Consider the following 20,030-nt stretch of genomic DNA (forward strand, 5'->3'; position numbering starts at 1 on the left):
TGGTGCGGCGGAGGAGGCGGTGGCGGCTGAGGCGTCCGCTGCCGGGGCGCGCGGAGAGGAGCCCGGCTCGGCCGAGCAGGACGCTGCCGACTCCGGTGCCGATCTCGACAGTGCGGGGCCGGACGGTGCGGAGCCGGACGGTGCGGAGCCGGACGCTGCCGTCCCCGACGCTGCCGACCCGAGCACGGCCGCCCCCGGCGCCTCGAGCGACGGCGCCTCGAGCCCCGCCGTCCCGGCCGCACTGCTCCCGTGTACGACCCGGCGCTGGGAGTCGCGACCAAGGAGGTCGCGCTCGCCGACTCCGCCGAGGTGGACGCCGCCGTCGCTTCCGCGAAGGCCGCCTTCCCCGCCTGGCGCGACACGTCGCTCGCGAAGCGGCAGCAGATCGTCTTCCGCTTCCGCGAGCTGCTCGAGTCGAAGAAGCAGGAGCTCGCCGAGCTGATCACGTCGGAGCACGGCAAGGTCGTCTCGGACGCGCTCGGCGAGATCACGCGCGGCCAGGAGGTCGTCGAGTTCGCGACCGGGCTCGCGCACCACCTCAAGGGCGAGTACTCCGAGCAGGTCTCGACCGGCGTCGACGTCTACTCGACCAAGCAGCCGCTGGGAGTCGTGGGCATCATCAGCCCCTTCAACTTCCCCGCGATGGTGCCGATGTGGTTCTTCCCCATCGCCATCGCCGCCGGCAACACCGTCGTGGTGAAGCCCTCCGAGAAGGACCCGTCCCCGGCGATCTGGCTCGGCGCCCTCTGGAAGGAGGCAGGCCTTCCCGACGGCGTCTTCACGGTGCTCAACGGCGACAAGCAGGCCGTCGACGGGCTGCTCGAGCACCCCGACGTGCGCTCGATCTCCTTCGTCGGCTCCACGCCGATCGCGCAGTACGTCTACGAGACCGGCACCAGGCACGGCAAGCGGGTGCAGGCGCTGGGAGGCGCGAAGAACCACATGCTCGTCCTCCCCGACGCGGATCTCGACCTCGTCGCCGACTCCGCGATCAACGCGGGCTTCGGCTCGGCGGGCGAGCGGTGCATGGCGATCTCGGTCGTCGTCGCGGTCGAGCCCGTCGCCGACGAGCTGATCGCGAAGATCCAGGAGCGCGCCGCGACCCTGCGCACCGGCGACGGGCGCCGCGGCTGCGACATGGGCCCGCTGATCACCGAGGCGCACCGCGACAAGGTCGCCTCCTACATCGCGATCGCGGAGGAGGACGGCGCGGAGGTCGTCATCGACGGCCGCGGCATCGAGGTCGACGGGGACGCGAACGGGTTCTGGCTCGGCCCGACCCTGCTCGACAAGGTCCCCACGACCTCCCGCGCGTACACGGAGGAGATCTTCGGACCGGTGCTCTCCATCGTCCGCGTCGCCTCCTACGAGGAGGGCGTCGCGCTGATCAACAACGGCGCCTTCGGCAACGGCACCGCCATCTTCACCAACGACGGAGGAGCGGCCCGCCGCTTCCAGAACGAGGTCGAGGTCGGGATGATCGGCATCAACGTCCCCATCCCCGTCCCCGTCGCCACGTTCTCGTTCGGCGGCTGGAAGGCGTCCCTGTTCGGCGACACCAAGGCCCACGGCGCCGAGGGAGTCCGCTTCTTCACCCAGCAGAAGGCCATCACCAGCCGCTGGCTCGACCCCTCCCACGGCGGCATCAACCTGGGGTTCCCGCAGCATTCATAGGCTCTCTCCTCCTGACGTCGTCGATCGCCCGCGGTCGGCTGGGGAGGGTGGTTCCGTTCTCGAGAGCGTCGAACGTTCCGCGCACGACGATCCGCGTGGGAGCGGATCGTCGTGCGCGGGACGCGACCCGCTCTTCGCCTCGCGGCCGCCTGCCCGAGCCGACTGCGGCCGATCGACGACGCGAGGAGGAGAGAGGCTCAGCGGCGTCGAGCGCAACCGGCGATCCGCGTGGGAGCGGATCGTCGTGCGCGGAACGCGACCCGCTCCTCCCGGCGCGGCCACCTGCCCGAGCCGACTGCGGCCGATCGACGACGCCAGGAGGAGAGAGGCTCAGCGGCGCATAGCGCAACCGGCGATCCGCGTGGGAGCGGATCGTCGTGCGCGGGACGCGACCCGCTCCTCCCGGCGCGGCCACCTGCCCGAGCCGACTGCGGCCGATCGACGACGCAGGAGGAGATCGGCTATGAGTGGAGCCGCAGCGCCGTCCAGAGCTCGGTGCGGGCGGAGACGTCGTCGAGGTCGAGGCCGAGGGCGCGCTCGACGGCGGTGATGCGGTTGCGGAGGGTGTGCCGGTGCACGCCGAGGTCGCGGGCGGCGGGCTCCCAGGCGCCGTTGCGGCGGAGCCAGACGCGAGCGCTCTCCAGCAGCACGGCTCCCTCCGGGGTCAGCAGCGGTGCGAGCATCCGGCGGGCGAGCGGTGCGGCTCCGGCGGCGGCGAGGAGCCCGATCATCCCCTCTGCGGCGACGTCCTCGAAGCGGACCACCGTCCCGTCTCCCGTCCGCTCGGCGGCGCGCCGCGCCTCCTCGAGGCCCCGGTCCAGGTCGGACCAGCCGATCGGGGCGGAGGCGCCGGCGCTCGCGCCGTGCCGCTTCAGCACGGCGGTCAGCGGCTCGAGTCCGTCGGCGGCGGCCACGGCGACGAGCGAGCCGTCCCTCTCGGCGAAGAACAGGCGCGCGCCGTCCTCCTCCGCCACGACCTCCAGCTCGTCGAGGAGCGAGTCGCCGTGCACGGGCGCGCTCAGCACGACCACCCGCACGGGCTCGGCGGGCAGCGGGCTCCCCAGGCGCCGTGCGGTGCTCTCGGCGACGTCGAAGGCTCCTGCGGCCAGCAGCTCGAGCAGTCCGGAGCGCAGCTGCCGGCGGGAGGAGTCGAGCGCCCGCCGCTGCTCCAGCGCGATGCTGGCCAGGGCGATGACGCTCGCGACGAGGTCGCTGCCCGCCGGGTCCAGCGGCGTGCCCGTGCCCACGGCGAGCACCCCGCGCAGGTGGTCGCGGCGCCCGATCGTCTGCAGCGTCACTCCGCCGCCGTCGTCGAGCCGGAGCCCCGCTCGGCTGCCGCGGGTCAGCGCGTGCCTCGCGGCCGCGGCCACCGCCTCCTCCGCCGGCACGTCGAGCCGGGTGGGCAGATGCACCCTCTGCCCGGCCGCGTCGTAGAGGGCGACCCAGCAGTCCAGCTGCCGCTCCAGCTCGGTGAGGATCGCCGCGAGCCCGTCCGGCCGCAGCGCCGCGCGGGCGACCCGCCGCTGCGCCTCGAGCGACCACTCGAGCCGCTCGCGCTGCTCCCGCGAGATGACGTCGGCGACGAAGCGGATGATCCCCATGAACGGGGTGAGCTCGGCCACCTCCAGCAGCGGCAGGCCCTGGCGCTCGCACGCCGCGACGAGAGCGGCAGGCACCTCGTCGTGCACGATGCGGGTGGCGAAGCCGAGCGCGCGGATGCCGCGGCCGCGCAGCCGGGCGACGTACTCCTCCGAGAACTCGGCGGTGTCGTGCCCGGTGAAGTGGACGCCGTCGGTCAGCAGCAGCTGCCCCGACTCGAGCCAGGGCGTCGGATCGACGAGGTCCGAGGAGTGCGCCCAGACCAGAGGGGCGTCGAGGTCGGCCTCGTCGTGGACACCGGCGAGCACGCGGAGGCGGAAGGCCGGTTCGGCCAGCAGATCGCGGACGGTCGCGGGCATGCGCGGCTCCCTTCGACGTTCCGTCCATCGTAGGGTCCGCGGATCGACGGATCCGCACGCCCACTCCTGAGGCGGGCGCGGCACGATGGGGAGCATGACGTCCTCGACCGCCCCCACCGTCCGCGACAACGCCTCGGTCACCGCCGCCGACCGGTCCCGCGTGTTCCACTCCTGGTCGGCGCAGGGTGCGCTGAACCCGCTGCCGATCGCGGGCGGCCTCGGCGCCGAGGTCTGGGACGTCGACGGCACCCGCTACCTCGACTTCTCGAGCCAGCTCGTGAACGTCACCATCGGCTACCAGCACCCGAAGGTCGTCGCCGCGATCCAGGAGCAGGCGGGCGTCCTCACCACCGTCGGTCCCGCCTACGCGAACGAGACCCGCGCCGAGGCGGCCCGCCTGATCACCGAGCGGGCACCCGAGGGCATGGAGAAGGTGTTCTTCACCAACGGCGGCGCGGACGCGAACGAGAACGCGATCCGCATGGCGCGGCTGTTCACCGGCCGCGACAAGGTCGTCTCGCTGTACCGCTCGTACCACGGCAACACGGGAGCGGCGATCGTCTCGACGGGCGACTGGCGCCGCATCCCCAACGAGTACTCCCGCGGGCACGTGCACGCCTTCGGGCCGTACCTGTACCGCAGCGAGTTCTGGGCCGAGACGCTCGAGCAGGAGTGCGAGCGCGCCCTCCACCACCTCGAGCGCGTCGTCCAGGCGGAGGGGCCGGAGTCGATCGCCGCGTTCCTCCTCGAGACCATCCCCGGCACCGCCGGTGTGCTCACCCCGCCGCCCGGCTATCTCGCGGGGGTGCGCGAGATCGCCGACCGCTACGGCATCCAGCTGATCCTCGACGAGGTCATGGCGGGCTTCGGCCGCACGGGGGAGTGGTTCGCCTTCGACGCCTTCGACGTGCGTCCCGACCTGATCACCTTCGCCAAGGGCGTCAACTCCGGCTACGTCCCGATCGGCGGCGTCGTCATCTCGGACCCGATCGCCCACCACTTCGACGAGCGCGTCTTCCCCGGCGGTCTCACCTACTCCGGCCATCCGCTCGCCGCGGCCAGCGTCGTCGCGACGCTCGAGGCGATGGAGGAGGAGGGGATCGTCGACAACGCGCGCACCATCGGCTCGGAGCACCTGGCCCCGGGCCTGGCGGCGCTCGAGGCGAAGCACGACCTGATCGGCGAGGTCCGCGGCTCCGGAGTGTTCTGGGCGCTCGAGCTCGTGAGCGACCGGGCCGCACGCACCCCGCTGCCTGCGGCCTCCGTCGCCCGCCTCAAGGCCGACCTGCTGTCCCGCGGCCTCCTGCCCTTCACCGCCGACAACCGGATCCACGTGGTCCCGCCGGCCGTCATCACCCCTGCCGAGGTCGCCCGCGGCCTCGGCATCCTCGACGACGCTCTCACCGCCTTCAGCGGCTGACTCCGCCCTGCTCGATCACCCGGGTGTGCGATCTGCAGGGGATCCTCACCCGGGAGCGCTCTCCTCCGCCGGAGGGGCCGAGATGCCTCCGGATCCCCTGCACATCGCACCTCCCCCCGTTCGTCCGCGCGGGGAGTGGCAGTCACGACGACGCCGCATGCAGCGCGAACGCCGTCACGAATCCCAGCACGGCGTACAGCCCGGTGAGCACGTCGTCGCGGTCGAACGCCTCGGGGATCATCGTGTTGGAGATCATGGCGAGGATCGCGCCGGCGGCGACGGTCGTCACGAAGGCCACGACCGCGCCCGGTGCGGTGGCGAAGACCAGGAAGCCGACCAGCGCCGCGGCGGCCGAGATCGCGGCGATCCCGCCCCAGACGGTGAAGACGTAGCGGGCGGAGCGGCCGTCCGCCTTCATCCCGACCGTGGAGGACAGACCCTCGGGGAGGTTCGAGATCGCGACCGCGGCGACGATGGGCACGCTGATCGCCGCTCCCGCACCGCCCTGGGCGACCGAGAGGCCGAGCACGATCGATTCGGGGACGCCGTCGATGAGCGCTCCCGCCGCGATCGCCGCGCCGCCTCCTCCGCCCGACCCCTTCGCGCTCTTGCGGTTCCCCGCGCCGGCGCGGGTGAGCAGCGCGTCGGCCCCGACGAAGACGACGGCTCCCGCGAGCGTCCCCAGGATCGTCGGGAGCAGTCCGCCGTCGTCCGCCGCCTCCTGCACGAGCTCGTAGGCGAGCGCCGAGATCAGCACCCCTGCTCCGAACGCCGAGATCGCGGCGGTGAGCTTCGGGGGCACGCGCACGAACCAGGCGAGCGCGGCGCCGATCAGGAGGGTGGCGCCGCCGATGGCGCCGCTGGCGAGGGCGAGGGTCCAGGGAGGCACGGCTCCACCCTGGCACCGGCGGCGTCCGGCGGCGGTGGGCTTGACGGGGGCGCTCCGGCGGCGGTCGATCCGCCTCCGCTCGTCCCGACAGCTGTCGCGCAGGCGTCCGGCCGCGATGCCCGGCCGATCCTCGGCGATGGAGGGCCGCTCGGGCCGGGCGTCCCCGTAAACTGCCGGAATGGCGGAGTTCAGCGCGAGTGTTTTCCAGAACGAGTTCCTCTCGGACGGCGCCACCGACGTGCACGCCATCGTCACGGTGACCGCGTCCGGCACGGGGGTCGCCGGGTCCGATGGAGCCGCGGCCGAGATCATCATCGTGGACTGCTCCGGATCGATGACCGGTGAGAACATGACGGCCGCCAAGCGCGCCGCCGCCGTGGCCGTCGACCAGATCCTCGACGGCACCTTCTTCGCCGTCGTGGCCGGATCCGAGCGCGCCGACCGCGCCTTCCCGTACCCCAACGCCACCGTCTCGATGGTGCGGATGGAGCCGGGCGCGCGCGCCGCGGCGAAGGAGGCGATCGGCTACCTCCAGGCCGACGGCGGCACCGCGATGGGCACCTGGCTGACCCTCGCCCGCCAGCTGTTCGCCACCGTGCCGGAGGCGACGCAGCGGCACGCGATCCTCCTCACCGACGGCAAGAACGAGCACGAGTCGCGGATGCAGCTGGACGCGGCGATCCGCGCGGCGTCGGGCGACTTCCAGTGCGACGTGCGCGGCGTCGGCTCCCGCTGGATCGTCGAGGAGGCGCGCACCATCGCGAGCGCCCTGCTGGGCACCGTGGGCCTGATCGCGAACCCGGCCGACATGGCCGCCGACTTCGAGTCGCTGATGCGGGCGTCGATGGGCCGGGGAGTCGCGAACGGCGAGCTCCGCGTCTGGACTCCGCAGGGCGCGCAGCTGCTCTTCGTCCGCCAGGTCGCGCCGAACCTCGAGGACCTCAGCTCCCGGCGGAACGCCGTGAACCCGCTCACCGGCGCCTACCCGACCGGCGCCTGGGGCGACGAGTCGCGGGAGTACCACGTGGCGGTCCGGGTCGCCTCGAAGCCGGTCGGCTCGGAGCAGCTCGCCGCGCGGGTGCAGCTCAGCGTGCGCGACGAGGTGGTCGCCTCCGCCCTGGTGAAGGCCCGCTGGACGGACGACTCCGCCCTGACCGCCCGCATCGATCCGGCCGTCGCCCACTACACGGGTCAGACCGAGCTCGCCTCGGCGATCCAGGACGGGCTCGCGGCCAAGGCCCGGGGGGACGAGGCGACCGCCACGGTCAAGCTCGGGCGGGCGGTGCAGCTCGCCTCCGTCACCGGGAACGACGAGGCGACCGCGAAGCTGCGGAAGGTCGTCGAGATCGACAACCCGAACGAGGGCACTGTGCGGCTCAAGCGCGGTGTCGACCGCCTCGACGAGATGGCGTTGGACACCGCATCGACCAAGACCACGCGGGTGCGCAAGTGAGCTTCCGCTGCCCCGAGGGGCACACCTCCCGGTCCGGAGACTACTGCGACGTCTGCGGGGCGCCCATCGGTGCCGCCGCGGCCCCGTCGCCCGCTCCTGCCGCGCCGACCACGGCGATCCCGACCGGCCCCTCGGTCTGCCCGCACTGCTCGTTCCCGAACGAGGCCGGCGCCCTGTTCTGCGAGAACTGCGGCTACGACTTCACGACCGGCTCCCTCCCCGAGGCGGATCCGTTCACCTCCTCCGGCGCCGTGCGCGCTCCGGGTGAGGTCGGCGGCTCCGCGACGCCGTCGGGGGACCCGGCCCAGCACCTGGGCGAGGCGCCCGCGCCGCAGGCCGATCCCGCGGCTCCGACCGAGCTGGTCCCGGAGCAGGAGGCCGGCTTCGACACCCCCGTCGCGACCGCGCCGCCCGCCGCTCCGGTGACCGAGGTGATCCCGGAGGCGGCAGCACCGGAGGCCGCAGCGCCCGGAGCGGCCCCCGGCGCCTCAGCACCGGAGGAGGAGGCCGCGTCCTCACCGGCCACCGGCTCCGCCCGGCCCGCCGCCGCCTCCGCGGACCCGGACCGCCCGTGGATCGCCGAGCTCTGGGTCGACCCGGAGTGGTACGCCGAGCAGCGCGCCGACGACCCGATGCCCTCGCCGGGCCCGCCCGCGACCGTCGTCCTCCGCGAGCGCACCCTGCTCGTCGGACGCCCGTCCGTCTCCCGCGGCATCTCGCCGCAGGTCGACTGCGGCTCCGACTCCGGTGTGTCGCGCCGCCACTGCCAGCTCAGCACCGACGGCTACCGCTGGTGGGTCGAGGACCTGCAGTCGGCGAACGGCACGTACCTCGCACCGGCCGGGGCGCCGCTCCCGCAGTCGCCGATCGCCGCCGGTCACCGCCGTGAGGTCGAGGAGGGCGACCGGATCTACGTGGGCGCCTGGACCCGGATCGTGCTCCGTCCCGCGTTCCCCGGCGAGGCCTAGGGCCCCGCGCCCGGTCGGTCAGCGACCGGCGAGCGCTCCGAGCATCCACGACAGCGCCGCGATCGCGCCGACGCCGACCACGCTCGAGCCGATGATCACGGAGCGCCGGATCCGTGCCGCGCGCGAGTCCGGCGCGATCGGCACGGCTGCAGCCGAGCCCGCGGCCATCCCGCCCCGGAGGCGGTGAGCGACCTCGTCGGCGGTCGGCCGCTTCTCCGGGTCCCGCTGCGTCATCGAGGTCAGCAGCGCCCGCCACTCCGCCGGCAGGGAGTCGGGCACGGAGGGGCTGCGGTGGAGCCGCGCGATCGCCGCCTCGAGGACGGTGCCCGAGTACTCGCGGTGGCCGGTGATCGCCTCGAGGAGGACCAGGCCGAGGGAGAAGACGTCGCTCGCCCCGCTGATCGGCTCGCCCGCGACCTGCTCCGGGCTGACGAAGCTCGCGGTGCCGATCACCACGCCGTCGCTGGTGAGGCGGGAGCCGTCCATGAAGTGGGCCACGCCGAAGTCGGTGAGCTTGGCGGTGCGGGCGTAGCCGCTGGAGGCGACCTCGCTGACCAGGATGTTCGCGGGCTTCACGTCGCGGTGCACGACACCGCGCTCGTGCAGGTAGGCCAGGGCCTCCGCGAGCTGCGTGCCGATCGCCGCGACCTCCGCCGCCGGGAGGGGGCCGGCCTCGAGCCGCGCCTCCATCGTGGGGTCGGCGACGAGCTCCATCACGACGTAGCGGCGGACCTCGCCGCCGAAGTTGTGCAGCCCCGCGTCGAAGAGGTTGACGATGCCGGGGTGGGCGAAGGAGCTCAGCATCCGCACCTCGCGCTCCTGGCGGGCCACGTCCTCGGGGTTCGAGGCCTCCGCGCGGAAGACCTTCACGGCGACCTCGCGCTGGACGGTCTCGTCGCGGGCCCGGTAGACCGAGCCCATCCCGCCGGAGCCGATCCGCTCGATCAGGTAGTAGCGGCCGGCCACCTTCTGCTGGGCGGCGTTCGCGGCGACGGTACTCATGGCGATCCCGCCTTCCGCTCGAACGGTGCCCTCAGGAGCGCACGAGACGGGCGCCTGGGACGACCGTACCCCTGGGCGGCGCCGGCCGGGTCGGCGGAACGGGGGGATTGACACTCCGGGCCCCGGACGGGGGGACGAATGGCCGCTCAGCGCACCGATCCGCACCCCCCGCCGCGGAGTCAGCGGAGGCCGCTGCGCGCGAAGCCCTGCACGAAGTAGCGCTGGAACACCAGGAACAGCACCACCATCGGCACGACGTTCACCAGGGCGAACGCCATGGTCGCTCCGTAGTCGCTGCCGAACTGCCCCTGGAGGAAGAGCAGGCCGATCGGGAGCGTGAAGAGCGCGTTCTCCTTCAGGGCGATGAGCGGCCAGGCGAAGTCGTTCCAGGAGCCGAGCAGCGACATGAAGAAGAGCACGGCGATCAGCGGCTTCGAGAGGGGGAGCACGATGGCCGTGAACACGCGGAAGTGGCCGGCGCCGTCGATCCGGGCCGCCTCGATGAGGTCCCGCGGGATCGCGAGGATGAACTGCCGCGCCAGGAACAGCCCGAACGCCGAGGCCGCCGTCGGCAGGATCACCGCCCAGTAGCTCCCGTAGAGCCCGAGGTCGGTGACGAGCCGGAACAGCGCCACCATGATCACCTGCACGGGCAGAGTGAGTGTCGACAGGGCCAGGAGGAAGAGCACGCCGGATCCGCGGAACCGCAGCTGCGCGAAGGCGTAGCCGCCGAGCAGGTTGATCGTCACGGTGATCAGCGCGGTGACGAGGCTGATCGCGAGGGAGTTGCCGAACCAGGTCGCCACCGGGAACGACGAGAACACGCGCTCGAAGTTCACCAGAGTCAGCTCGCGCGGCCAGAGGCGGAGGGTGCCGCCGAGCAGCTCGGACCGCGAGGAGAACGCGACGACGACCATCCAGTACAGCGGGAAGACGATGACGACCGAGACGCCGAGGGCGAGGGCGAGGCGGAGCAGGCGCGCCGTGCGCGAGGTGCGGATCATTCGACGAGGTCCCTCGAGCGGTTGGTGCGCCACTGCACCGCGGTGAAGACCATGGTCAGGATCAGCAGCACGATGCCGATGGCCGCGGCGTAGCCCTGGTCGCGGGTGACGAACCCGGTGTCGTAGGCGTAGGTCACGAGCACCGAGGTCGCGTTCTGCGGCCCGCCGCCGGTGAGCACGAAGACGATGTCGAACACCTGGAACGAGTAGATGACGTTGAGGATGAGCAGGAAGAACGACGACGGGCCGACCAGCGGCAGTGTCACGTGTCGGAACTGCTGCCACGCGTTCGCTCCGTCGAGCCGGGCCGCCTCGTAGAGTGCCGGGTTCACCCCCTGCAGCCCCGCCAGGTAGATCAGCATGTTGAAGCCGGTGCGCCACCACAGGGTGACCAGCACCACGGAGGCGAAGGCCGCCGCTCCGCCCGACTGCCAGGCGATGCGGGGGAGGCCGATGGTCTGCAGCATGCCGTCGAGCACGCCGCTGTTCTCGTCGAAGATCAGCACGCCCATCAGCGCCGTCGCCACGCCGGAGACCGCCATCGGCAGGATGAGGATGCTGCGGAACACCGGCCGCGCGGGCAGCACGGAGTTCATCAGCACCGCCGCGCCGAGGCCCAGCGCCATCGAGAGCGGGGTCACGATCAGGGTGAACAGCGCCGTGTTCAGCGTCGAGCGCCAGAAGAGGCCGTCGCCGAGCAGGCGCGCGTAGTTGTCGAGCCCGACGAAGACGCCGTCGCCGAAGCCGTTGGTCCGCTGGAAGCCGATCAGGAACGCACCGCCCAGGGGGACGAACACGAACAGGCCGAGCATCAGCAGGTTCGGCGCGAGGAACGCGTAGGCGGCCGCCGTCTCGCGGGCGGGGGCGCGAGAGGTGCGCCGGGGGCGGGCGGTCACCGCCTCCGGCGCGAGGACCGACCGGCTCACTGCGTCGCGGCAGCGATGCCGGAGGTGAGGCCGGCGATGGTGTCCTCGGTGCTGCGCCCGCCGATGAAGGCCTGCTCCAGCTGCTCCTTGAGCACCGTGATGATCGCGGCCATGTCGGGCGAGGCGACCTGCGCCGAGTCGGACGCCTGGACGGTGCCCGCCTGCCCGAGGAACACCTCGGCGAGCTCGGGGCGCACGGCGAACTCGATGCCCGACTCCGTGAGGTCGCGGCGCGTGGGGAGGAGGGAGGCTCCGGCGCAGAAGTCGCGCATCGCCTCCTCCTCCGTCACGAATGCGAGGAAGGACGCGGCCAGCTCCGGGTTCTTCGCGGCCTTGGTCGCGACGAGGGCGTTGCCGCCGAAGTCGCCGCCTCCGCGGACGTCGCGCGGCGAGTAGGTGGCACCCCACTCGAAGTCGAGGGTGGAGTCGGCGTCGGGGATGAGGAACGCGCCGGCGAAGGTCATCGCGGTGGTCTGCGAGTACCAGAGGTCGCTGGCGTAGGTGGTCGCCTGCACCGAGCTGCTCGGCGGCACGAGGCCGTCGGTGAAGAAGCTGCGGCTGAAGTCGATCGCGGCACGGCCGGCGGCGGAGTCGATCGCAGGCCCGGACAGGTCCTCGGTGAGGAAGCGGCCGTCGGCCTGGAAGAGCAGGCTGAGCCAGCGCGTGACTCCGTTGCCCTGCCAGTTGTAGGCGAAGGGGTAGCGCTCGGCGGGGAGCGAGGCGCGCAGCTTCCGCCCGACCTCGGTGAACTCCTCCCAGGTCCACGCCTCCTCGGGCGAGGTGGGGAACGAGGTGACGCCCGCGTCGGCGAGCACCTGCGTGTTGTACAGGATCAGCGAGGTGTCGGTGTGGTGCGGGACGCCGAACGGGCTCCCTCCGCTCTGCACGGCGGCCCACGCCGGGTCGGTGAACCGGTCGGCGACGTCGGAGTCGAGGTAGGACGAGAGGTCCAGCAGCTGGTCGCGCCCGGCGTAGCTGCCGAAGGTGTAGTACGGCACTCGGAAGACGTCCGGCGGGTTGCCCGCCTGCAGCTGCGCGTCGATGTTCGTGAACATCTGCTCGTACGGCACCGCGTTGAGGGTGACGGTCGCGCCCGCGTTCGCCGACTGGAAGGCGTCGATCGCGCGCTGGAAGCCGGCCAGCTCGGCGTCGGTGCCCCAGGTGGTGAAGGTGAGGGTGTCGCTGCCGGCGCTCGCCGCGGGGCCCGCCGGGGCGAAGCCGCAGCCGGAGAGGACCGGGACGGAGGCGGCGACGCCGAGAGCTCCGAGGAAGCGGCGGCGGTCGAGGACCGCGCGTCCGAGCTGCGAGAGGTCGAGGGCCCCCGAGGGGAGCCCCTTGCTGGTCGGGCCCATGTAGGCCTCCTTCCGGGGGCCAGCGGAAGGCTCCCGGGGGCAGGCTATTCCGGAGCGGCGGCGGGAATCTCGGCTGGACGGATCGGCCGATCCATGAGAAGAGCGGCCGCTCCGCCCGATGGTCGCTCAGCTGCGGCGGCCGAGCATCCCCTCGAACGAGCCGTCCAGCGCCCACGGGTCGGGCGCGGAGCCCGAGCGGGAGGAGCGGGCGGCCTCGTCGGCCAGCTCGCGTCCGGCGCGCTCGATCCGCGAGGGCAGCGCCCGTCCGTCCTCGGTCGCGCCGCCCCAGTCGTCCGTCGCCGCGAACACGGTGGTCGAGAGGGGCGCCGCGTGCAGGTAGGTGAAGAGCGGCCGCATCGCGTAGTCGACGGCCAGGGAGTGGCGGGGGGAGCCGCCCGTGGCCGCCAGCAGCACGGGCAGGCCGCGCAGCGCCTCCGTGTCGAGCACGTCGACGAACGACTTGAAGAGCCCGCTGTAGCTGGTCGTGAAGATCGGCGTGACGGCGATCAGTCCGTCGGCGCCGGCGACCGCGTCGAGCGCGGTCTGCAGAGCGGGGCTCGCGAAGCCGGTGAGGAGGTTGTTCGTGACGTCATGCGCGAGGTCGCGCAGCTCCACGACGCTCCGCTCGACGGCGAAGCCCTGCTCGGCGAGAGAGGACTCGGCGGCGTCGGCCAGGCGGTCGGCGAGCAGCCGGGTCGAGGACGGCTGGCTGAGGCCGGCCGAGAGGACGGTGATCCTGCGGGTGTCCATGAAGAGCTCCTGACTAGACGGTGACGGGCTCGGCCGCGGGCTGCGCGTCGCGCGCGGCCACGAGGGAGGAGTGGGTGGGGGCGTCAGGCACGTGCGAGGGGCGGCCCTCGGCGAACCCGGCGCGCAGGGCGGGGAGGATCTCGCCGAGCATGTCCATCTGCTCCAGGACGGTCTTCAGCGGGAGTCCCGCGTGGTCCATCAGGAAGAGCTGGCGCTGGTAGTCGCCGACGTACTCGCGGAAGCCGAGGGTGCGGTCGATGATCTGCTGCGGGGAGCCGACCGTGAGCGGGGTCTGCTCCGTGAAGTCCTCGAGCGAGGGGCCGTGGCCGTAGACGGGGGCGTTGTCGAAGTAGGGGCGGAACTGCGAGACGGCGTCCTGCGAGTTCTTCGCCAGGAAGATCTGCCCGCCGAGGCCCACGATCGCCTGGTCGGCGGTCCCGTGGCCGTAGTGCTCGAAGCGCTGGCGGTAGAGCTGCACCATCTTCTGGGTGTGCGAGGCGGGCCAGAAGATGTGGTTCGCGAAGAAGCCGTCGCCGTAGTAGGCGGCCTGCTCGGCGATCTGCGGGGAGCGGATCGATCCGTGCCACACGAACGGCGCGACGCCGTCGAGGGGGCGCGGAGTCGACTGGAAGCCCTGGAGGGGAGTGCGGAACTGGCCCTCCCAGTCGACGAAGTCCTCCGTCCACAGGCGGTGCAGCAGGTCGTAGTTCTCGATCGTCAGCTCGATGCCGCGGCGGATGTCCTTGCCGAACCACGGGTAGACGGGGCCGGTGTTGCCGCGGCCGAGCATCAGGTCGACGCGGCCGCCGGCGAGGTGCTGGAGCATCGCGTAGTCCTCGGCGAGCTTCACCGGGTCGTTCGTGGTGATGAGGGCCATCGCGGTGGAGAGCGTGATCCGCTCCGTCTTCGCCGCGAGGTAGCCGAGCGTCGTGGTGGGGGAGGAGGACCAGAACGGCGGGTTGTGGTGCTCGCCCAGGGCGAAGACGTCGAGGCCGATCTCCTCCGCCTTCAGCGCGATCGCGAGGGTCGCCTGGATCTTCTCGGACTCGGACGGGGTCCGTCCGGTCGTGGGGTCGGTCGTGATGTCGCTGACCGTGAAGATGCCGAACTGCATCAGGCGCTCCTTCTGTCCTCCGGCCCGGTGGGGCCTGGTCCATGCGTTTGCATGTACATCCTCATTCAACCACGCCCGGCCCACCGTATTCCCGACCGCCGTCGAGGGAACCCCTGACCGTCGAGAGAGCCCGCAGCAGCAGGATCCCTCGACGGTGCGGGGTTCCCTCGCCGCCCGAAACATCCCCGCAATACGCCCCGCACTAGAGTCGTGCCATGGGTGACCTCTTCGACGGATACGGGTCCCAGAAGGTCGAGCGGCCCGACACGGGCGCCGCCCCCTGGGACGAGATGTTCGCCGACGTGGCGTCGACCGGAGGCCCCGACGGGGTCCGCGGCGCCTACCGCGACATCTACTCCTCGCTCGCGCGGATGACCCAGGAGGAGCTGCGCGGCCGCACCGACGCTCTCGCCTCCTCCTACCTCGCGCAGGGCGTCACGTTCGACTTCGCGGGGGAGGAGCGGCCGTTCCCCCTCGACGCCGTCCCCCGGGTCATCGAGCGCGCCGAGTGGAACGAGGTGCAGACCGGCATCAAGCAGCGGGTCCGTGCTCTCGAGGCCTTCCTCGCCGACGTCTACGGCCCGCAGAACGCCGTGGCCGACGGCGTGATCCCCGCCGGGCTGATCTCGAGCTCCAGCCACTTCCACCGGCAGGCGGCGGGCATCGTCCCCGCCAACGGCGTGCGGATCCAGGTGTCCGGGATCGACCTGATCCGCGACGAGAAGGGCGGCTGGCGGGTCCTCGAGGACAACGTCCGCGTGCCCTCCGGCGTCTCCTACGTCATCTCGAACCGCCGGGTGATGGCGCAGACGCTGCCCGAGCTGTTCGTCTCGATGCGGGTGCGCCCGGTCGGCGACTACCCGAACAAGCTGCTGCAGGCCCTCCGCGCCTCCGCCCCCGAGGGCGTCGACGATCCGACCGTCGTCGTGCTCACCCCGGGCGTCTACAACTCCGCCTACTTCGAGCACACCCTCCTGGCCCGTCTCATGGGCGTCGAGCTGGTCGAGGGCCGCGACCTGTTCTGCACGGGCGGGAAGGTGTTCATGCGCACCACCTCCGGCCCGACCCGGGTCGACGTGATCTACCGCCGTGTGGACGACGAGTTCCTCGATCCGCTGCAGTTCCGCGCCGACTCGATGCTCGGCTCGCCCGGGCTGATGCTCGCGGCCCGCCTCGGGAACGTGACGATCGCCAACGCGGTCGGCAACGGCGTCGCCGACGACAAGCTCGTCTACACCTACCTCCCCGACCTCATCCGCTACTACCTCTCGGAGGAGCCGGTGATCAAGAACGTCGACACGTGGCGCCTGGAGGACCCGGGAGCCCTCGAGGAGGTGCTCGACCGCCTCGACGAGCTCGTCGTGAAGCCGGTCGACGGCTCCGGCGGCAAGGGCCTGGTCGTGGGGCCGGCCGCCTCGGCGAAGGAGCTCGCGGAGCTGCGCTCCCGCCTCCAGGCGGACCCGCGCGGGTGGATCGCGCAGCCGGTCGTGCAGCTCTCCACCATCCCCACCCTCGTCGACGACGGGATGCGCCCCCGGCACGCCGACCTGCGGCCCTTCGCCGTGAACGACGGCACCGACGTCTGGGTGCTGCCCGGCGGGCTGACCCGCGTCGCGCTCCCGGAGGGGCAGCTCGTCGTCAACTCGTCGCAGGGCGGCGGATCGAAGGACACCTGGGTGGTCGGCCTCGAGGAGGCGCGCAGCGCCGAGCCCGAGGCGCGCGACATCCAGGCGCTGGTCGCCGAGCAGGCCGCGGTCACCAGCTCCATCCCGATCGTCTACCCGCTCAACCACACGCCCGACCACTCGCCGCAGGACGCGCCGAACACCGACCAGGACCAGCAGCAGCAGCAGACGCTCGCGGCGGGGGAGGACGACTGATGCTCTCCCGGATCGCCGAGTCGCTGTTCTGGATCGGCCGCTACATCGAGCGGTCCGACGGCACCGCCCGCATCCTCGACGTCCACCTCCAGCTCCTGCTCGAGGACCCGTGGATCGACGAGGACACGGCCTGCCGCTCGCTCCTGTCGGTGATGGGCTCGACCCCGCCCGACGACATGCGCGAGATCACCCGCGCCGACGTGCTGGCGATCCTCGCGATCGACCGCACGAACCCCGCCTCGATCGCCTACTCGCTCGGCGCGGCCCGCGAGAACGCCCGCCGGGCTCGCGAGATCGTCTCGACCGAGCTCTGGGAGTGCCTCAACACCACGCGCACCCGGATGCCGCGCCGTGTCTCGGGCGAGCGGGTCTCGGAGTTCTTCAGCTGGGTGCGCGAGCGCTCCGCCCTCGCCGTGGGCATCATCGAGTCGGCGACCTCGCGCGACGAGGCCTGGCAGTTCTTCACGCTCGGCCGCTCGATCGAGCGCGCCGACATGACCGCCCGTCTGCTCGCCACCCGCTCGCTGACCGAGGCGAGCGGCCCCTCCTGGACCACGATCCTCCGCTCCTGCGGCGCCTACGAGGCCTACCTGCGCACCTACCGGGGCGTGCCGAGCGCGCGGAACGCGGCCGAGTTCCTCCTCCTGGACCGGCTCTTCCCGCGCTCGATCCTCTTCTCGGTCTCGCGGGCGGAGATGTGCATGCGCGACATCGAGCCGCGCACCGGCCGCATCGGCCACTCCGGCGACGCGCAGCGCGTGCTCGGGCGGATCCGCAGCGAGCTGGAGTTCCGGCCGATCACCGACATCCTCGAGGACCTTCCGCGGCACATGGACAGCGTGCAGGAGGCGACCTCGGCCGCCTCCGAGGCGATCCGCCAGCGGTACTTCCCCACCAACGTCATGCCGAGCTGGATCGGGGAGGCGCTGTGAGCAGGCTGCGCATCAGGCACACCACGGGCTTCACCTACGCGGGAGACGTGGTCGCGTCCTACAACGAGGCGCGGATGCTCCCCGCCTCCTCCGACGGGCAGCTGGTGCTGTTCTCGAACCTCGACATCCGACCTTTGACCTCGGTGCACGCCTACACCGACTACTGGGGCACCCGCGTCTCGTCCTTCGACGTGCTCGACGCGCACCGCGAGCTCTCGCTGACGGCGACCTCGCTCGTCGAGATCCGGCCGAAGCAGCACCCGGACCACCCCACCGGCTGGGAGCAGCTGTCCGACCAGGTCGAGACGCGCACCGAGTACGTGGAGCAGTCGAAGCAGACCCACCGCACCGCGCCGCCGGAGGACCTCTCGGCGCTGGCCCGCTCTCTGGCCGACGAGGCCGCCGGGCCGTGCGACGCCGCGCTGACGATCGCCGAGACCATCGGCCGGGCGATGACCTACCGCCAGGGCGTCACGGGGGTGCACTCCACGGCGACCGAGTCGTGGACCGCGCGCGAGGGCGTCTGCCAGGACATCACCCACATCGTCCTCGGGGCGCTGCGCTCGGTGGGCATCCCGGCGCGCTACGTCTCGGGCTACCTGCACCCCAAGCCGCACGCCGAGATCGGCGAGACCGTGGTGGGGGAGTCGCACGCCTGGGTCGAGTGGTTCTGCGGAGGCGCGTGGCGCGGCTACGACCCGACCAACCTGATCGACATCGGCGACCGCCACGTCATCGTCGGCCGGGGCCGCGACTACAACGACATCGCGCCGCTGCGCGGGGTGTTCGCGGGCCCGCGCTCGTCGAAGCTCTTCGTCCGCGTCGAGATCACGCGCGAGGCCTGAGGGGCTCGGCCTCCGCGCCCCGCGTCGGGGACGACGCGTCGAGTGGACTCGTCCGCGGATCCGCCCCGGTGCGCGGACCGGCTGACGGAGCTCAGGCCCGCGGGCGCAGCAGACCGACTCCGCCGGTGGCGGGCGCGGCCTCCTGCTCGGGCGCCGCGAGCCGGGCTCTGCGGCGCAGGCGGAGGTGGAAGGCGAGGCCGATGGCGGCCGCTGCGATCCCGGAGGCGGCGCCGACCAGCATCGCCTGGCGCGGGCCGTAGGCGTTCGCGACCCAGCCGATCAGCGGGGCCCCGATCGGGGTGCCGCCGACGAAGATCGCCATGTAGAGCGCCATCACCCGGCCGCGCATTTCGGGGGCGGTTGAGAGCTGCACGTAGCCGTTGGCCGAGGTCATCAGCGTCTGCGCCGCGATGCCGACGAAGGGGAGCAGGATCGCGAACGCCCAGACGGTCGGCATGACGCCGGCCAGCGCGAGCGCGACGCCGAAGGCGGCGGAGGCGCCGACGATGAGCCGGAGCCGCGGGCGGTCGCGGCGGGCCGAGAGGAGCGCCCCCAGCACCGAGCCGACGGCGATGGCGGAGGAGAGCAGGCCGAACTCGCTCGCCCCCATGTCGAACTCGACCGTCGCCATCGTCGAGGCGAAGATCGGGAAGTTGAGGCCGAACGTTCCGATCAGGAACACGATCGCGAGCACCACGAGGATGTCCGGCCGCTTCGACACGTAGCGGAACCCCTCGAGCAGGGCGCCCGGGCCCCGGGTGGCGCGGGGTGCGCTGCGGAGCTGGTCGCGGTGCAGCGCCCGCAGCGAGAGCAGCACGGCGAGGAAGCTCGCGGCGTTGAGGAGGAAGACCCAGCCGGAGCCGACGGCGGCGATGAGCACGCCCGCGAGGGCCGGTCCGATCATCCGCGCCGAGTTGAAGGAGGCGGAGTTCAGCGAGACGGCGTTGGTGAGGTCGCGCTCCTCGACCAGCGCCGAGACGAAGGTCTGACGCACAGGGGCGTCGATGGCGGCGGCGAAGCCCAGCAGCAGGGCGAAGAGGTAGACCATCCAGAGCTGGACGACCCCGGTCACGACGATGAGCCCCAGGCCGAGCCCGAGCGCGCCCATCGCGCCCTGGGTGGCCATCAGGAGCTTGCGCCGGTCGAAGCGGTCGGCGATGAAGCCGGAGAAGGGGACCATCACGAGCTGCGGTCCGAACTGCAGCGCCATGGTCACGCCGAGCGCCGTCGCGTCGTGGTCGGTCAGGTCGTTGATCACGATCCAGTCCTGGGCCGTGCGCTGCATCCAGGTGCCGACGTTCGAGACCATCGCGCCCGCGAACCAGATGCGGTAGTTCGGGACGGCGAGGGAGCGGAACATCGCGCTCATCGGTCGGCCACCGCGCGCAGGACCGCCGCCGCGTCGTGGAGCAGGCGCAGGTCCTCGGGGGGGAGCTCCTGCAGGCGCGCGACGAGCCAGGCGTCGCGGCTGCGGCGCACATCGAGGACCAGCGCGGTGCCGGCTCCGGTGGGGCGGATGCGGGTGACGCGGCCGTCGGCGGGGTCGGCGAGGCGCTCCACGAGCCCCTCGTCGACCAGGCAGCCGACCGTGCGGGTCATGGACGGCGGGCGGACCCGCTCCGCCTCGGCCAGCTCGCCGAGGGTCTTCGCGCCCTCGCGGTGCAGGAGCGCGAGCACGCTGAACTGCGGATCGCTGAGCTCGTGCTGGGCCTTCTCCTGCCGGAGCCGCCGCCCCAGCCGGCCGACCGCTGCCCGCACCTCGCCCGCGAGGGAGGTCAGCGGAAGGTCGGTCTGCGGGGTCCTGGTCTGCGCGGTCCTGGTCTGCGGGGTTTCGGTCGGCGGCACATAGTTAGCCTAACAAAA

General features: G+C 72.5%; 16 protein-coding genes and 1 pseudogene. 7 read left to right on the forward strand and 10 right to left on the reverse strand.

Going from position 1 to position 20,030, the window contains the following annotated elements:
- Window positions 1-222: 222 nt before the first annotated feature.
- Window positions 223-1,674 (forward strand): annotated as a pseudogene (locus C5D08_RS09735) (CoA-acylating methylmalonate-semialdehyde dehydrogenase); the annotation flags it as partial.
- A 461-nt stretch (window positions 1,675-2,135) separates the two neighbouring features.
- On the opposite strand, the gene C5D08_RS09740 reads toward C5D08_RS09735, so the two are convergent.
- Window positions 2,136-3,632 carry a PucR family transcriptional regulator gene (locus C5D08_RS09740; RefSeq protein ID WP_181110189.1) on the reverse strand — a complete coding sequence of 499 codons (1,497 nt, stop codon included), beginning with the start codon at window positions 3,630-3,632 and terminating at the stop codon, window positions 2,136-2,138.
- Window positions 3,633-3,726: 94 nt separating this feature from the next.
- On the opposite strand from C5D08_RS09740, the gene C5D08_RS09745 reads away from it, so the two are divergent.
- Complete coding sequence (locus C5D08_RS09745) at window positions 3,727-5,052, forward strand: aspartate aminotransferase family protein (protein ID WP_104276881.1); 1,326 nt, start codon at window positions 3,727-3,729, stop codon at window positions 5,050-5,052.
- 142 nt (window positions 5,053-5,194) lie between these two features.
- On the opposite strand, the gene C5D08_RS09750 is transcribed toward C5D08_RS09745, so the two are convergent.
- On the reverse strand, window positions 5,195-5,941 hold the full coding sequence (locus tag C5D08_RS09750; RefSeq protein ID WP_104276882.1) for a ZIP family metal transporter: 747 nt from the start codon (window positions 5,939-5,941) through the stop codon (window positions 5,195-5,197).
- Between the two features lie 178 nt (window positions 5,942-6,119).
- Between C5D08_RS09750 and C5D08_RS09755 the strand changes: the two genes are divergently transcribed.
- Both C5D08_RS09755 and C5D08_RS09760 read left to right on the forward strand, forming a co-directional pair.
- Window positions 6,120-7,394: a VWA domain-containing protein gene (locus C5D08_RS09755; RefSeq protein ID WP_104238603.1), complete on the forward strand. Its 1,275-nt coding sequence runs from the start codon at window positions 6,120-6,122 to the stop codon at window positions 7,392-7,394.
- The gene (locus C5D08_RS09760; protein ID WP_104276883.1) at window positions 7,391-8,362 is read left to right on the forward strand and encodes an FHA domain-containing protein; all 972 of its coding nucleotides are present in this window, start codon (window positions 7,391-7,393) and stop codon (window positions 8,360-8,362) included. The genes C5D08_RS09755 and C5D08_RS09760 overlap by 4 nt, the downstream gene beginning before the upstream one ends.
- Window positions 8,363-8,380: 18 nt before the next feature.
- Here C5D08_RS09760 and C5D08_RS09765 read toward each other — a convergent pair whose 3' ends face one another.
- From C5D08_RS09765 to C5D08_RS09790, 6 genes are all read right to left on the reverse strand, one after another.
- On the reverse strand, window positions 8,381-9,364 hold the full coding sequence (locus C5D08_RS09765; protein WP_104276884.1) for a serine/threonine-protein kinase: 984 nt from the start codon (window positions 9,362-9,364) through the stop codon (window positions 8,381-8,383).
- A gap of 179 nt (window positions 9,365-9,543) precedes the next feature.
- A complete protein-coding gene (locus C5D08_RS09770) occupies window positions 9,544-10,368 on the reverse strand; it encodes a carbohydrate ABC transporter permease (RefSeq protein ID WP_104276885.1) in 825 nt (274 codons plus the stop codon).
- The gene (locus tag C5D08_RS09775; RefSeq protein ID WP_258065239.1) at window positions 10,365-11,264 is read right to left on the reverse strand and encodes a carbohydrate ABC transporter permease; all 900 of its coding nucleotides are present in this window, start codon (window positions 11,262-11,264) and stop codon (window positions 10,365-10,367) included. Before C5D08_RS09775 ends, C5D08_RS09770 begins: the two co-directional genes overlap by 4 nt.
- 26 nt (window positions 11,265-11,290) lie before the next feature.
- Window positions 11,291-12,646, reverse strand: coding sequence for a sugar ABC transporter substrate-binding protein (locus tag C5D08_RS09780; protein WP_104276886.1), 1,356 nt, complete (start codon window positions 12,644-12,646; stop codon window positions 11,291-11,293).
- Window positions 12,647-12,772: 126 nt separating this feature from the next.
- Window positions 12,773-13,396: an FMN reductase gene (locus C5D08_RS09785; protein ID WP_104276887.1), complete on the reverse strand. Its 624-nt coding sequence runs from the start codon at window positions 13,394-13,396 to the stop codon at window positions 12,773-12,775.
- A 13-nt stretch (window positions 13,397-13,409) separates the two neighbouring features.
- On the reverse strand, window positions 13,410-14,510 hold the full coding sequence (locus tag C5D08_RS09790; protein ID WP_104276888.1) for an LLM class flavin-dependent oxidoreductase: 1,101 nt from the start codon (window positions 14,508-14,510) through the stop codon (window positions 13,410-13,412).
- Between the two features lie 215 nt (window positions 14,511-14,725).
- On the opposite strand from C5D08_RS09790, the gene C5D08_RS09795 reads away from it, so the two are divergent.
- From C5D08_RS09795 to C5D08_RS09805, 3 genes are read left to right on the forward strand one after another with little or no spacing between them, the layout of a single operon-like run.
- Window positions 14,726-16,390: a circularly permuted type 2 ATP-grasp protein gene (locus tag C5D08_RS09795; RefSeq protein WP_104276889.1), complete on the forward strand. Its 1,665-nt coding sequence runs from the start codon at window positions 14,726-14,728 to the stop codon at window positions 16,388-16,390.
- Window positions 16,390-17,322: an alpha-E domain-containing protein gene (locus C5D08_RS09800; protein ID WP_104276890.1), complete on the forward strand. Its 933-nt coding sequence runs from the start codon at window positions 16,390-16,392 to the stop codon at window positions 17,320-17,322. The genes C5D08_RS09795 and C5D08_RS09800 overlap by 1 nt, the downstream gene beginning before the upstream one ends.
- Window positions 17,319-18,167, forward strand: coding sequence for a transglutaminase family protein (locus C5D08_RS09805; RefSeq protein ID WP_104276891.1), 849 nt, complete (start codon window positions 17,319-17,321; stop codon window positions 18,165-18,167). Before C5D08_RS09800 ends, C5D08_RS09805 begins: the two co-directional genes overlap by 4 nt.
- 91 nt (window positions 18,168-18,258) lie before the next feature.
- Here the strand turns inward: C5D08_RS09805 and C5D08_RS09810 are convergent, their stop codons facing one another.
- Window positions 18,259-19,536 (reverse strand): MFS transporter, encoded by a 1,278-nt coding sequence (locus tag C5D08_RS09810; RefSeq protein WP_104276892.1) that lies wholly within the window; start codon window positions 19,534-19,536, stop codon window positions 18,259-18,261.
- On the reverse strand, window positions 19,533-20,012 hold the full coding sequence (locus C5D08_RS09815) for a MarR family winged helix-turn-helix transcriptional regulator (RefSeq protein WP_258065237.1): 480 nt from the start codon (window positions 20,010-20,012) through the stop codon (window positions 19,533-19,535). Before C5D08_RS09815 ends, C5D08_RS09810 begins: the two co-directional genes overlap by 4 nt.
- Window positions 20,013-20,030 lie beyond the last annotated feature (18 nt).

Origin of the sequence: Rathayibacter sp. AY1B6, assembly GCF_002932755.1 — a bacterium.
Lineage (GTDB): Bacteria > Actinomycetota > Actinomycetes > Actinomycetales > Microbacteriaceae > Rathayibacter.